At 71.2% G+C, this 13,471-nt stretch carries 12 protein-coding genes; 3 read left to right on the top strand and 9 right to left on the bottom strand.

All coding sequences use genetic code 11. From position 1 onward, the window contains the following. Positions 1–3: 3 nt before the first annotated feature. The 6 genes from AB5J55_RS14570 to AB5J55_RS14545 form a co-directional block, all read right to left on the bottom strand. Positions 4–894: a carbohydrate ABC transporter permease gene (locus tag AB5J55_RS14570; RefSeq protein WP_369271092.1), complete on the bottom strand. Its 891-nt coding sequence runs from the start codon at positions 892–894 to the stop codon at positions 4–6. Positions 895–896: 2 nt separating this feature from the next. Next, the gene (locus AB5J55_RS14565) at positions 897–1,838 is read right to left on the bottom strand and encodes a sugar ABC transporter permease (protein ID WP_328881594.1); all 942 of its coding nucleotides are present in this window, start codon (positions 1,836–1,838) and stop codon (positions 897–899) included. Positions 1,839–1,846: 8 nt separating this feature from the next. After that, the gene (locus tag AB5J55_RS14560; protein WP_369276183.1) at positions 1,847–3,184 is read right to left on the bottom strand and encodes an ABC transporter substrate-binding protein; all 1,338 of its coding nucleotides are present in this window, start codon (positions 3,182–3,184) and stop codon (positions 1,847–1,849) included. A 119-nt stretch (positions 3,185–3,303) separates the two neighbouring features. Further along, entirely contained in the window at positions 3,304–4,515 is a 1,212-nt protein-coding gene (locus AB5J55_RS14555; protein WP_369271091.1) for an ROK family protein, read from the bottom strand. Between the two features lie 159 nt (positions 4,516–4,674). Further along, positions 4,675–5,937 (bottom strand): MFS transporter, encoded by a 1,263-nt coding sequence (locus AB5J55_RS14550; RefSeq protein ID WP_369271090.1) that lies wholly within the window; start codon positions 5,935–5,937, stop codon positions 4,675–4,677. 227 nt (positions 5,938–6,164) lie between these two features. Then, positions 6,165–7,259, bottom strand: a complete 1,095-nt coding sequence (locus tag AB5J55_RS14545) for a mechanosensitive ion channel family protein (protein ID WP_369271089.1) — start codon at positions 7,257–7,259, stop codon at positions 6,165–6,167. A 317-nt stretch (positions 7,260–7,576) separates the two neighbouring features. On the opposite strand from AB5J55_RS14545, the gene AB5J55_RS14540 reads away from it, so the two are divergent. Further along, positions 7,577–8,113, top strand: a complete 537-nt coding sequence (locus AB5J55_RS14540) for an HNH endonuclease (protein WP_031476758.1) — start codon at positions 7,577–7,579, stop codon at positions 8,111–8,113. 93 nt (positions 8,114–8,206) lie between these two features. Here the strand turns inward: AB5J55_RS14540 and AB5J55_RS14535 are convergent, their stop codons facing one another. Genes AB5J55_RS14535 through AB5J55_RS14525 form a run of 3 tightly spaced genes read right to left on the bottom strand, consistent with a single transcriptional unit; the run spans position 8,207 to position 10,790 of the window. Next, positions 8,207–9,565: an FtsX-like permease family protein gene (locus AB5J55_RS14535; protein ID WP_369271088.1), complete on the bottom strand. Its 1,359-nt coding sequence runs from the start codon at positions 9,563–9,565 to the stop codon at positions 8,207–8,209. Further along, complete coding sequence (locus AB5J55_RS14530; RefSeq protein WP_369271087.1) at positions 9,562–10,260, bottom strand: ABC transporter ATP-binding protein; 699 nt, start codon at positions 10,258–10,260, stop codon at positions 9,562–9,564. The genes AB5J55_RS14535 and AB5J55_RS14530 overlap by 4 nt, the downstream gene beginning before the upstream one ends. Beyond that, complete coding sequence (locus AB5J55_RS14525) at positions 10,257–10,790, bottom strand: PadR family transcriptional regulator (RefSeq protein ID WP_369271086.1); 534 nt, start codon at positions 10,788–10,790, stop codon at positions 10,257–10,259. The genes AB5J55_RS14530 and AB5J55_RS14525 overlap by 4 nt, the downstream gene beginning before the upstream one ends. Before the next feature lie 248 nt (positions 10,791–11,038). On the opposite strand from AB5J55_RS14525, the gene AB5J55_RS14520 reads away from it, so the two are divergent. Continuing rightward, entirely contained in the window at positions 11,039–11,266 is a 228-nt protein-coding gene (locus tag AB5J55_RS14520) for a hypothetical protein (RefSeq protein WP_369276182.1), read from the top strand. Then, positions 11,267–13,402, top strand: coding sequence for a 4-alpha-glucanotransferase (gene malQ / locus AB5J55_RS14515; protein ID WP_369271085.1), 2,136 nt, complete (start codon positions 11,267–11,269; stop codon positions 13,400–13,402). Positions 13,403–13,471: the final 69 nt, after the last annotated feature.

The raw sequence follows: 13,471 nt of genomic DNA, 5'->3' as shown, positions 1-13,471 counted from the left end.
GGTTCAACCCTTTACTCCGGTGAGCGTGACGCCCTCGACGAACGCCTTCTGCGCGAAGAAGAACACGAGGATCACGGGGGCCATGACCAGGACCGTGGCGGCCATGGTGAGGTTCCAGTCGGTGTGGTGGGCGCCCTTGAAGGACTCCAGGCCGTAGGAGAGGGTCCAGGCGCCCGGGTTCTCGGACGCGTAGATCTGTGGGCCGAAGTAGTCGTTCCAGGCGTAGAAGAACTGGAAGAGGGCCACCGCGGCTATGCCCGGTTTCGCCATCGGGAGGACTATGCGTGTGAGCGTGCGGAATTCGCCGCAGCCGTCCACCCTTGCCGCGTCCAGGTACTCGTTCGGGATCGTCATCAGGAACTGACGCAGGAGGAAGATCGAGAACGCGTCACCGAACGCCATCGGGATGATCAGGGGCCAGAGGGTTCCCGACAGGTCCAGCTGCTTCGCCCAGAACAGGTACATCGGGATGATGATCACCTGGGGCGGCAGCATCATCATCGAGATGACCAGCATCAGGGACAGATTCCGGCCGCGGAAGCGGAACTTGGCGAGCGCGTACGCCACCGGGATCGACGAGACGACGGTGAGGAGCGTGCCCAGGCCCGCGTAGACCAGGGTGTTCTTCCACCAGGTCAGGAAGCCGGGGGTGTCGAAGACCTTGGCGTAGTTGCCCCACTCCCAGGTGTCCGGGACCAGGTCGCGGGTGAGCGCCTGCTGGTCGCTCATCAGTGAGGTCAGGACGACGAACACGAAGGGCAGGGTGAAGAAGAGCGCGGCCGCGACGCCGAGGGAGTGGACCGCTATCCATTCCAGGAGAGCCCTGCGGCGGGCCGTGCGCTCGGCGGTGGTCGGGGCCTCCAACTGCACCGGTTTGTCCAGTACTTGGGTCATGGTCAGTCACCTGCCTGGATCAGTCCGCCCCGGCGCCGCATCAGCAGCGCGGTGAAGGCCATGGCGAGGGCGAACAGTACGAGGGCGACCACGCAGGCCGAGCCGTAGTCGAAGCGCTGGAAGCCGAGGTTGTAGACGAGTTGGGGGAGGGTCAGGGTCGACTTGTCGGGGTAGCCCGGTTCGAACTGCTGGCCGGAGCCGCCGATGATGCCGGAGGCGACCTTTCCGGCGACCAGCGGCTGCGTGTAGTACTGCATCGTCTGGATCACGCCCGTGACCACGGCGAACATCACGATCGGCGAGATGTTCGGCAGGGTCACGTAGCGGAACCGCTGCCAGGCGGATGTGCCGTCCAGCTCAGCCGCCTCGTACTGCTCCTTCGGTACGTCGAGCAGCGCGGCCATGAAGATGACCATGAGGTCGCCCACGCCCCACAGCGCCAGGGCGGTGAGGGCCGGCTTGGACCAGGCGGGGTCCGTGAACCAGCCGGGGGTCGGCAGGCCCAGGCCGTCGAGGACCGAGTTGACCGGGCCGGTGCCGGGGTTGAGGAGGAAGACGAAGGCCAGCGTCGCGGCGACCGGGGGAGCCAGGTACGGCAGGTAGAACAGGGTGCGGAAGACGCCCGCGCCGGTCTTGATCTTGGTGATGAGCAGACCGATGCCCAGGCCGAACACCACCCGGCAGGTCACCATGACCAGCACCAGCCAGAGCGTGTTGCGCAGCGCCGGCCAGAACATCGGGTAGTCGTTGAAGACGTAGGCCCAGTTGCCCAGGCCGCGGAAGACCGGTGTGCCGAAGCCGTCGTACTTCATGAAGGAGAAGTACACGGTGGACACCAGCGGGTAGGCGAAGAAGACGCCGAAACCTATGAGCCACGGTGACAGGAAGGCCACCGTTCGAAGCGCCGACCTGCGGCGCTTCGCGCGGAGAGTGTGCGTGGACATCGACGGAGCTACTTCGCCTGCTCGATGTCGGTGTCGATCTGCTCGGCGGTCTTCTCCAGGCCGGCCTTGAGGTCCTTCACCTTGCCGGACTCGTACTGGTAGCCGAAGTCCTGAAGGGTCGTCTGGTACGTCGAGCCGTTGACGGAGGCAGGCGGGGTGTTCGAGTGCTCGTTCCGGGCGATGTCCAGGAACGTCTTGAAGCCGGGGTCCACCTTCAGGTCGGGCGACTTCAGGGCGGCGAACGTGGAGGGCACGTTGTGGATGGCGTTGGCGAAGGAGACGACGGCCTCGGTGTCGGTCGTCAGGTACTTCACCAGCTCCCAGGCCGCGTTCTGCTTCTTGCTCTGCGGGGCGATGCCGATGATCGTGCCGGAGAGGAAGCCCTTGCCGTACTCGTCGGCCTCGTCGTCGGCGACGGGCATCGGGGCGGTGCCGACCTCGAAGTCGACCCCGGCCTGCTGGGTCATGCCCAGGCGCCACTCGCCGTCCAGCTGCATGGCCACCTGGCCGGTCTGGAACGGGTGCTTGGCGCCCCACTCGTCACCGAAGGTGTTGCGGTACTTCTCCAGCTTCGCGAAGCCGCCGAGGTCGTCGATGAGCTTCTTCTGGTATGTGAACATCTCCGCGAAGGCCGGGTCCTTGGCGATGTTGGACTTGCCGTCCTTGTCGAAGTAGGCGTGGTCCCACTGGGACATGTAGTGGTCCACGACCGTCTCGTAGCCGTGGTAGGTCGGCATGAAGCCGAGCTGCTCGTAGCTGTCGCCCTTGGCCTTGGTCAGCTTCTTGGCGACCGTGGCGAACTCCGACCAGGTCTTCGGCGGGGACTTGATGCCCGCCTTCTCGAAGGCGTCCTTGTTGTAGTAGAGGCCGTAGGCGTCGCCCAGCAGGGGCAGGGCGCAGCGGGTGCCCTCGAACTGGGTGTAGTCGAGCATCGGCTTCGGGATGAGCTTGTCGAGGTCGAGCTCGGACTTCTCGATGAAGGGCTTCAGGTCGAGGAAGGCGCCCGAGGAGCAGAACTTGCCGATGTTGGAGGTCGTGAACGACGACACCACGTCGGGGCCGCTCGAACCGCCCGCGCGCAGGGCCTGGTTGAGCTTGTCGTCGTTGATGTTGCCGACGACCTTCACCGTGATGTTCGGGTGGGCCTTCTCGAAGCGGTCGACGTTCTCCTGGATCGCCTTGACCTCGGCGGGTGCGCTCCAGCCGTGCCAGAAGGTGATCGTGGTCCTGGCGTTGGGGTCGTCGGTGGCGGCGGACTCCGACTGGCCGGTACAGGCCGTGGCGAGGAGGGCCAGGGAGGCGGTGGCGGCGAGGGCGGCGGCTGCCTTGCGGGTGGGTGAGGGTATGACGTTCCAGGACTTTCCGGGCATGGCGAGGTCTCCCAAGGGCGGGAACGGGGTGGGTGAGGGAAGGCGGGGGGTGAGTCAGGGGAGGCGGAGGGGGCGTGAGCCGGGGAGCGGGGCCGTCAGCGGGTGGTGTCGAAGACCTCGTCGCGTGTGGTCGCGAGCGCGCTCTCCAACGCACCCCGCAGCACCGGGTGTTCACGTACGTCGCCGACGACCAGCTTGGGGCGGGCCGCGGCCAGTTCCTCCAGCTCGGACTGGACGAGGGCGCGCAGCACCTCACCGCCGGAGGTGAGGGAGGCGCCGCTGAGGACGATGAGTTCGGGGTCGAGGACGGAGACCAGGGAGGCGAGACCGGTGGCCAGCCGGGTCGCGTAGGTCTGCAGGAGCAGCCGGTGCAGGTCGCTGTCCTCGGTGGCGGCCCGTTCTACGAGGGTGGCGGCGGCCTCGGCGTACGGCGTCGACGGGATGTTGCCGATGCCGAGTTCGCGGGCGAGCCGGGGGATCGCCTGCGAACCGGCCAGCTCCTGGTAGCCGCCACTGTTGGCTTTGGCGACCTGCCGGACCAGGGGTGTGCCGGGAACCGGCAGGAAACCCACCTCGCCCGCGCCGCCGGTCCAGCCGCGGTGCAGCCTGCCGCCGAGGATCAGGGCGGCGCCGAGGCCCCCCTCGTTCCACAGCAGCACGAAGTCCTCGTGGCCGCGGGCCGCGCCGAGCCGCTGCTCGGCCACCGCCGCGAGGTTGACGTCGTTCTCGTACTCGACCGGCATCGGCAGGGCCGCGGCGAGTTCGTCCAGGAGCGCGGGGGTGTGCCAGCCGGGGAGGTGGGAGGCGTAGCGCAGCCGGCCCGTGTTGGGGTCGAAGGCGCCGGGGGTGCCGATGACGAGCCGGTGGACGTCGTCGCGTGCGAGGCCCGCCGCCTTCACGGCGCCGTCCAGGGCGTCGGTGACCTGCCGGACGACGGGCTGGGCCGGGCGCCTGCCGGGGGTGGGCAGTTCGTACGACCCGACCGTGCGGCCCGTGACGTCGGCGACGGCGGCGAGGATGCGTTCGGGGGTGACATCGAGCCCCGCGGCGTACGCGGCGGCCGGGTTGACCTCGTACAGCTGGGCGCCCGGGCCGGGTCGGCCCTCCGTGGTGCCGGTCGCCAGGACGAGGCCGGCGGCCTCCAGGCGGGCCAGCAGCTGGGAGGCGGTCGGCTTGGACAGGCCGGTGAGCTTGCCGATCCGCGTGCGGGACAGCGGCCCGTGCTCCAGGAGGAGGTCCAGGGCGGCACGGTCGTTCATGGCGCGCAGGACGCGCGGGGTGCCCGGCGTACCGGCGGTTCCTGCCATGGGATCGACACCTGCCTTTCGGCTGACCAGCTTCTCAGCGATCTACGAGGGAAGTCCATCCAGGATCACTGTTAGGAAAGTTTCCTATCTGCTGCCGAGGAAAGTAAGCCCGGCAGGAAGGCGGCGTCAAGAGAGGTGGTCCGGCAGGCAACAGAGTCGTTACTTGAGGACGCTGCGGTCGGCCGCGAGCTCGTGCCGCGGGAGCAGGAGCGGGGTCGCCAGCAGCAGCACCCCGGCGAGGGCGATCGCCGCGCGCGTGCCGGTCAGCGCGGCCAGCAGGCCCCACAGCGCCGTCGCCGCCGCGGTCGCCGTCTTGCCGGTGATCGACCAGGCCGTCAGGGTGCGGGTGGTGCGGTCCGGCGGGGTCTGGTCGAGGCGGGCGGTGGCGAGCACCGGGTTGAAGACGCCGATGCAGGTGATCAGGCCGAACTCGACGGCCATGACGAGGAGGAGGCCCGGCGTGCCCGGGCCGATGAAGGCCAGGCCGACGGGCCAGAGCGCGCGCAGGGTTCCCGCGGTCAGCAGGACCCGGCGCCGGCCGTGCCGGGCGACCAGGCGCCGGGACAGGCGTGAGCCCAGCAGGCCGCCCAGACACGGCACGGCGAAGGCGAGGCCGTACTGCCAAGGGGGAAAGCCGAGTTGGCCGAGCATCAGGACGGCGAGCAGCGGGGCTGGCGCCATGATCAGGGCGTTGACCAGGACCGTGTTGAGGAACAGCGGGCGCAGGGTGGGGTGGCCGAGGATGTGCCGCCAGCCGGCCGGGAGGTCGCTCATCCGCAGGCCTGAGGGGGTGCCCGGGGGCGGCTGGTGCCGTCCCGCCTGCTGCCTGTCGCTCTGTTGCCCTTCCCTACCGCCGATCGCCCGGATCCCCAGCGCCGACAGCAGATAACTGACCGCGTCCACCAGTACCGTCGTCATCGGGCCGAACACGCCGACCGCGAACCCGCCGAGGGGTGGGCCGAGTGCGGTGGTCGTCCAGGTCGTGGCCTCGAAGCGACCGTTCGCCGCGAGCAGGTCCTCCGGCGGCACCAGGGACTTCAGGTACGCGCCGCTCGCCGCGCCGAACGTGATGTCCGCCGTGGCGACCACCACGGACACCACCAGCAACTGGCCGAGGGCGAGTCCGTCCAGCGCGAACGCGGCCGGGATGCTCAGCAGCGCCGCGCACCGGATCAGGTCCGCCGCGATCATCACCGGCCGCTTCCGGCGGAACTCCACCCACGCCCCGAGCGGCACCGCGACCACGGCCCCCACCGCGAGGCCCGAAGCCGCCAGCAGCGCGACCTCGGTCGCCCCGGCGTGCAGCACGACGACCGCGATCAGGGCGAAGGCGTCGAAGGCCAACCGCGTCCCGAGGGCGCTGACCGCGTACGCCGCCCACAGCCACCCGAACGCCCGCCCCAGCCCCCGCCCGCTCGTCACCGTCCGGACCCTACTGCAGGCCGGTGGCGGTCTGTTCGGGGCCGTTCAGTCCTGGAGGAAGGGGGGTTCGGCACTCATCCCTGGTTCTCCTCGTCATGCTGATGCCAGGCTAAGCCCGCGCCGGGTGCCCCGGCTGAACGATGGGGCACCCCGTGCGCTCCCCGCGCCAGGAATGCCCCGACCGTTCACTCGAACGAGTGTGCTGAGCCGTTCCCGCGATCTCGGCCCTACTTCGTCACGCTCGGCGGCGTCAGCGGAGTGGCCGCCACGGACTGCGGGGAGGTGGTGCTGGCGTAGGCCGAGGGGGCCGCCATGCCCGCCGTCGGGTCGGCCGCGGCCTCCTCCTCCAGGGCCAGGGGAGCCCGGCCGACGATCGGGATGTCGGCGGCGTCGAAGGCGCGCTTGATGCGCCAGCGCAGTTCGCGTTCGACGGTCAGGGCCTTGCCCGGCATCGTCTTCGCGGAGACCCGTACGACCATCGAGTCCAGCAGCACGCTGTCCAGGCCGAGGACCTCGATCGGGCCCCAGAGGAGCTCGTTCCAGGGCTCCTCCTTGCTCATCCGCTCGGCGACCTCGTCGATGGTGGCCCTGACCTTGTCCAGGTCCTCGGAGGAGCGGACGGTGACGTCCACGCCGGCCGTCGACCAGCCCTGGGACAGGTTGCCGATGCGCTTGACCTCGCCGTTGCGGACGTACCAGATCTCGCCGTTGTCGCCGCGCAGCTTGGTCACGCGCAGGCCGACCTCGATGACCTCGCCGGCGGCGACGCCCGCGTCGATCGTGTCGCCGACGCCGTACTGGTCCTCAAGGATCATGAAGACGCCGGAGAGGAAGTCGGTGACCAGGTTGCGGGCGCCGAAACCGATCGCGACGCCCGCGACACCGGCGGAGGCCAGCAGCGGGGCGAGGTTGATCTCGAAGGCGGACAGGACCATCAGGGCGGCCGTGCCCATGATCACGAAGCTGGCCACCGAACGCAGCACCGAGCCGATCGCCTGTGAGCGCTGACGGCGGCGCTCGACATTGACGAGCAGCCCGCCGAGGGCCGTGCCGTCCACTGCCTGGGCGGTGCGGTTCATCCGGTCGATGAGTTTGGTGATCGCCCGCCGGATCACCACTCTCAGTACCGCCGCGATGGCCAGGATCAGCAGGACCCTCAGGCCTATCGCGAGCCAGGTCGACCAGTTCTGCTCGACCCAGGTCGCGGCCTGGGACGCACTCTCGTGAGCGTCCTTGATCGTGGGAACCGCCGGGGTGGTCGTCTCCGAGGGGGTCGGCGACGGAGTAGGGCCGGCGGCCAGTAGGACGGCGGACAGGGACACGGCAGGTACCTCCAGTGCAGCGGCCCGCCCCGTCGGTAGATGGTCAAGGTCACGAAAGGGTCACCGGCGGGGCAGACCCACCACACTAACGGGGCATCGTGTGTGGATCGTCGCCATGTTCGAGGGAGGAATCGTGCCCACGTGGGGATGAACTGGTGGGATGAACCGTTCATCGCCCAGGGGATGAATCAGATGTGGTCGAAAACACTCTCAGCCCGTTACCGGGACATGGTGGCGCTTTCACCAGGCGAGAGGGGAGACTGACTACAGATCGTCCCGGCGCGAGCCACGCGCCGCCGACGCCCAAGGAGGCATCCGTGCCGCATGTCCTGGTCCTCAACGCGTCGTACGAGCCGCTCGGCGTCGTACCGCTCCGCCGCGCGCTCGTCCTCGTCCTCGAGAACAAGGCCGTATGCCTCGAGGAGTCCGGCGCCTTCATGCACAGCGCAACCGTCACAGTCCCCGCACCCAGCGTGGTCCGGCTCAAGCGATTCGTCCGGGTTCCCTATCGGGGGCCCGTTCCTCTTACCCGCAGGGCGCTCTTCGCGCGCGACGGGGGCCGGTGCATGTACTGCGGTGGCGTCGCAACCAGCGTCGACCATGTCATTCCGCGCAGCCGCGGGGGCAAGCACGTCTGGGACAACGTGGTGGCGTCCTGCCGCCGCTGCAACCACGTGAAGGCCGACCGACATCTGTTCGAAATCGGCTGGCGGCTGCGCCACAAACCCGCTCCACCCACCGGTCTCGCCTGGCGCATCATCGGCACCGGGCATAGGGACCCGCGCTGGCTGCCGTACTTGCAACCGTACGGCGCCGAGGACGCCATGGCCCGGATCGACGGCATTTCCGCCTGACGACCCGGGCCTTCGCATACCTGGTGTGCGGCGTCCGGCCCCGAGGGTCCCCCGTGCCCCCGGGGCCGTCCGTTCACGCGGCCGCGGCCGTTCTCACACGTACCGCAGCTCCCCCGGCCGCACCGCGCGCCGCAGCAACGGCAGGGACGTGGCCGCGGCCAGCAGGCAGGCGGCGTAGACGGCGACAGGCACCAGGACGGGCACGAGGGGTACGCCCCCGGCGGCCTCGTCGAGCATCCCGGCCCAGCCCAGATGGATCGCCGTGCCGCCTGCGCCCGCCAGCAGCACCGCCGGTGCCAGCGGCAGCGCGGTCTCCAGGAGCAGCGCCCGGCCGAGCACGCTCCGCGGCACGCCTGCCGCCGCCTGCGCGGCCAGTCCCCGGCGCCGGGTGGCCAGCGACTCGGCGGTGCCCACGGCCAGGCCCGACAGGGTCAGCACCAGCGCGACGAGGATCGCGGCGCCGGAGAGGTCGAGGCCGGTGGTGTAGTACGAGGTGTTCCCGGCGAGGTCGTCGCCGCTGTTCACCAGGTGCAACAGCACCTCGCGGATGCCGGCGAAGGCCGTGCCGACGACCGTCACCAGCAGCACCGCCGCATGGGTACGGGACGCCGCCCACGGGTCGTCGCGCAGCCGCTCCGCCGCGATCAGCAGCGCCGGGCGCTGGGCGCGGGCGGCGAGCGCGGCGCCCAGCCGCCGGGACGACCAGCCCGCCAGCCACACGGCCGAGACGCCGGTCAGCAGGCTCGCGGCGAACACCGTCAGCGGGACGAGGGCGTGGTCGAGGGAGTTGCCGTAGACCGTGGCCAGGCCCGTGAGCAGGGCCGTCGCCGCCAGCAGCGCCGTCAGCACGAGGAACGTCCGCCCCGGCCCCCGCGCCGGCCGTACCCGCCGCACCCAGCCCAGCGGCGAGGCCACCACACGCCGCAGCGACAGCGCGCTCACGGCAGCGCCCAGCAGCGGGACGGTCACGGCGACCAGGGCGATGCCGAGCCACGCCAAGGGCTCGGGGGCCTGCCACAGGCGCAGCAGGAGCAGGACGCAGAAGACGGTGGCCACGGCCGAGCCGACCAAGCAGGCCAGCCCCGCCTCCAGCGCCGCGATCCGCCGTACCTGGGCGGGCGCGGCCCCCGCGAGCCGCAGTGCGGCCAGGCGTCGGTCGCGGTGCACCGCACCCACGCGGGCGCACTGCCCGAGGAACCCGAGCACCGGCACCAGCAGCATCAGCAGCGCGACGATCACGCCCTGGCGGTCGCTGGGCTGGTTGAGGAGCCCGGCGCCGAAGGGCACCGAGTACTGCCCGTCCAGTGCGGCGAGCGTGGCGACCGCCAGCCCGATCCCGGTCGCGCCGCCCGCCCCCACCGCGGTCAGCACGACCCGCCACCACTCCCGCCGGTCGGACCCCCGGGTGAGCAGCCAGGCCAGCCGGAGGTCGGCGCCCAGGCGCTTGCTCATGCCGCCACCTCCAGCGGCGTCACGGTGCCGTCGGCCAGCCGTACCTCGCGGTCCGCGTACGCCGCCACCTGGGCGTCGTGCGTGATCAGCAGCACCGCCGTGCCCGACTCGCGGGCCGTGTGCGTCAGGGCCGTCATCACCTGCTCGCCCGCGAGCGAGTCCAGCGCCCCGGTCGGCTCGTCCGCGAAGACGACTCTCGGGCCGGTGACCAGGGCCCGCGCGAGGGCCGCCCGCTGGGCCTGGCCGCCGCTCATCTCGCCGGGCCGCAGCTCCTCCTGCCCGCGCACCCCGAACCGCTCCAGCCATTCACCGGCCCGCGCCCGCGCCTCCTGCCGACTGGCACCCGCGAGCAGCAGCGGCAGCGCGACATTGTCCAGGGCCGTCAGCTCGGGGATCAGCTGCCCGAACTGGAAGACCACGCCGAACTCCGTACGCCTCAGCTCGCTCAGCCGCTCCTCGGGCAACCGGTCCAGCCGCTCCCCGTCGTACGTCACCGAGCCGGTGTCCGGGCGGACGATGCCGGACAGGCAGTGCAGCAGCGTCGATTTTCCGCTGCCGCTGGCGCCGGTGACGGCGAGGATCTCGCCGGCCCGCAGCTCGACGGAGGCGCCGCGCAGGGCCTCGGTCCTGCCGTGCGCCTTGACGAGGTCACGGGCCGCCAGAAGCGGCACCGGGTTTCCCCCTGGGTTGCTCATACTGCGTCGACCTCCGCGGTCAGGGTGGTGAGCCGGGCCGCCGTGGTCGTCATCCAACGGAGGTCGGCGTCGAGGTGGTTGAGGGCGTAGTCCGCCGAGAGCACGGTCGCGAGATCGGTGCCCGGCGCGGTCTTGACCGCCGTGAGCTGCCGCATCCGCTCCATGTGGGCGGCACGCTGGGCGCGCAGATAGGCCTCGGGATCGCCGCCGCACAGGATCGACACGACGACCTTGGCGAAGATCTCGTTCGTCACGAACGGCGCGGGCGGCGCGATCTCCCCGGCCCACTGGGCCAGTTCGTGCGCGCCGTCGTCCGTCGCGCGGTACATGGTGCGCTCCGGGCCGCCGTCCGAGTCGGTGCCGTCGACCTCGGCGAGTCCGTCGCGGACCAGCCGCTGCAAGGTCGTGTAGACCTGCCCGTAGGCCAGCGGGCGGGCCTGTGGGAAGCGTTCGTCGTGGCGTCGCTTGAGGTCGTAGCCATGGCTCGGCCCCGTGGCGAGCAGCCCCAGCAGGATGTGGCGGGTGCTCATGCGGATCATTATGTACTGAGTACATGTACTGAGTGAATAGTGATCAGCAAGAAAGCCCGGAAAACCGCGGGAGCGGAACAGGATGTGCGGAACAGAATGTGAGGAGAGGCACGTTGTTCGTCTCTGTACGTCTGTCACTGCGCCCGCTGGGTAGGGACGGCGGTAACCCGCACGCCGTACTCGAAGAGGAGGCCCCCGTGGCCACTGCATCGGCCCTTTCCAAACCCGAGGCGCCCAGCGAGACCGAGATGTACGAAGGCGTCTTCACCGAACCCGAGATGTACGCCTGTGTCTTCAGCTCCGAGGGCGCCTGCACCGAGACCCCGCTCACCAGCGAACCACCCCTGCCCGACGCCGAGCCCCTCACCAGCGAACCGCCGCTCGCGGACGCCGCACCGCTGACGAGTGAGGCGGCGACCTGGGACATGGGTATGGACATCGGTATGGACATGGACATGGACTCCACGAGGCCGTAGATGACAGGACAGCGGTCGGCCGAAGCCCCAGCCGAGGGCCCTGAGGACCTCCCTTCCGACGACCTGTCGCGGCTCGCCGAGCTGCACGGCGTCGCCACCTCCTACCAGCCGTCCGCCGACCGCACGGTCTCGGCCTCCGCCACCGCACTCACCCTCGCCCTGGCTGCCCTCGACGTCGACGCGAGCACGCCCGCGGCCGTCGGTGCCGAGCTGGCCGCGCGCGAGCGTGAGCTGCGCGAGCGGCTGCTGCCGCCGACGGTGGTGTGCCGGCCCGGCGCCGAGCCCCTGGCGCCGGGCGCGCTGCCGTCCGGTACCCGACTGCACATCGAGACCGAACAGGGCGACCCCCGCGCCGCCGTCGACCGACTCCCGCCTGCCGACCAACTCCCGCCCGGCGTCCACCGGTTGACCGTCACCACCCCCGATGGCCGTACGGCGACGAGTCACTTGGTCGTCGCCCCGCCCCGGCTGCCCACGCCCACCGCCCGCTCGTACGGCCTTCTCGTCCAGCTCTACTCCCTCCTGTCCCGCCACTCCTGGGGCATGGGCGACCTCGGCGACCTCGGCGAGCTCGCCGCCTGGGCCGGCCGGGCGCTCGGCGCCGGATTCGTGCAGGTCAACCCGTTGCACGCGGCCGTACCCGGAGCCCCGACCGACCCTTCGCCCTACCGCCCGTCCTCCCGCCGCTTCCCCGACCCGGTGCATCTGCGGGTCGAGGACGTGCCCGAGTTCGCCCATGTCGAGGACCGCGAGCGCGTGCGGGCTCTGCTGGAGCGGGCCGGGCGGCTGCGGGAAGCGGTGCTGGAGAAGGCGGAGTTGATCGACCGGGACGCCGTGTGGGAGGCGAAGCGGGAGGCGTTGGAGCTGGTGCGCGAGGTGCCGCTCGGGCCCGGGCGGCTGGCCGCCTACGTCGACTTCCTCGCGCAGGAAGGGCAGGCGCTGGAGGACCACGCCACGTGGTGCGCACTGGCCGAAGTGCACGGCTCGGACTGGCGGCGGTGGCCGGCGGGCCTGCAAGATCCGCGCTCGCCCGAAACCGCCCGCGCGCGGGGCGAGTTGATGGACCGGGTCGACTTCCACTGCCGGCTCGCCTGGCTCACCGACACGCAGCTGACCGCCGCCCAGCGGATCGCGCGGGAGGCCGGCATGCCGGTCGGGATCGTGCACGACCTCGCGGTCGGGGTGCATCCCGAGGGCGCGGACGCCTGGGCGCAGCAGGAGTACTTCGCGGCCGGGATGTCGGTGGGTGCCCCGCCGGACGCCTTCAACGCCCGCGGCCAGGACTGGGGGCTGCCGCCCTGGCGGCCGGACCGGCTGGCCGAGTCGGGGTACGAGCCGTACCGCCGCCTGCTGCGGGCGCTCTTCCGCTACGCGGGCGCGCTGCGGATCGACCACGTCATGGGGCTGTTCCGGCTCTGGTGGGTGCCGCAGGGGCATGCGCCGACGGAGGGGGCGTACGTCCGTTACGACGCCGAGGCCATGCTCGCGATCCTGGTGCTGGAGGCCTCCCGGGCCGGAGCGGTGGTGATCGGGGAGGACCTCGGCACGGTCGAGCCAGGCGTGCGGGAGGCGCTGCGTTCGCGGGGCGTGCTCGGCACCTCGGTGCTGTGGTTCGAGCGGGACTGGGACGGCGACGGCCGCCCCCTGCCGCCGGAGTCCTGGCGCGCCGACTGCCTCGCCACCGCCACCACGCACGACCTGCCGTCCACCGCGGCCCGCCTCACCGGCGAACACGTCGAACTCCGTGACAGCCTCGGCCTGTTGACCCGCCCCCTGGAGCAGGAGCGCGCGGAGGCCGCGGCCGACACCGGCGAGTGGCTGGAGCTGCTGTCCCGGCTCGGGCTGATGCGCGGCACGCACGGCGGGCACTGCGCCTCGGAGGAGGAGGCCGAGATCCAGGCCGTCCACCGCTTCCTGCTGCGCACCCCGGCCCGCATGGTCGGCATCTGGCTCCCCGACGGCGTGGGCGACCGCCGCCCGCAGAACCTGCCGGGCACATGGGACCAGTACCCGAACTGGCGGCTGCCGATCGCGGACGCGCAGGGAAAGGCGATGACGCTGGAGGAACTGGCGGCGTCGCCGAGGATGCGGGCGTTGCTGGAGGTGCTGCGGGGAGACGCACGCCGACACGGCTGACCGGCGCGGTCGGCCCTGCGGCGTCCGGCGTCCGCGGGGCCGGGTGCTCCTTACGGCACCCCCCGGGCG

Source organism: Streptomyces sp. R11 (assembly GCF_041051905.1).
Taxonomy (GTDB): domain Bacteria; phylum Actinomycetota; class Actinomycetes; order Streptomycetales; family Streptomycetaceae; genus Streptomyces.
The sequence above is the reverse complement of the archived record's forward strand: the minus strand, read 5'-3'. Positions and strand labels throughout refer to the sequence as shown.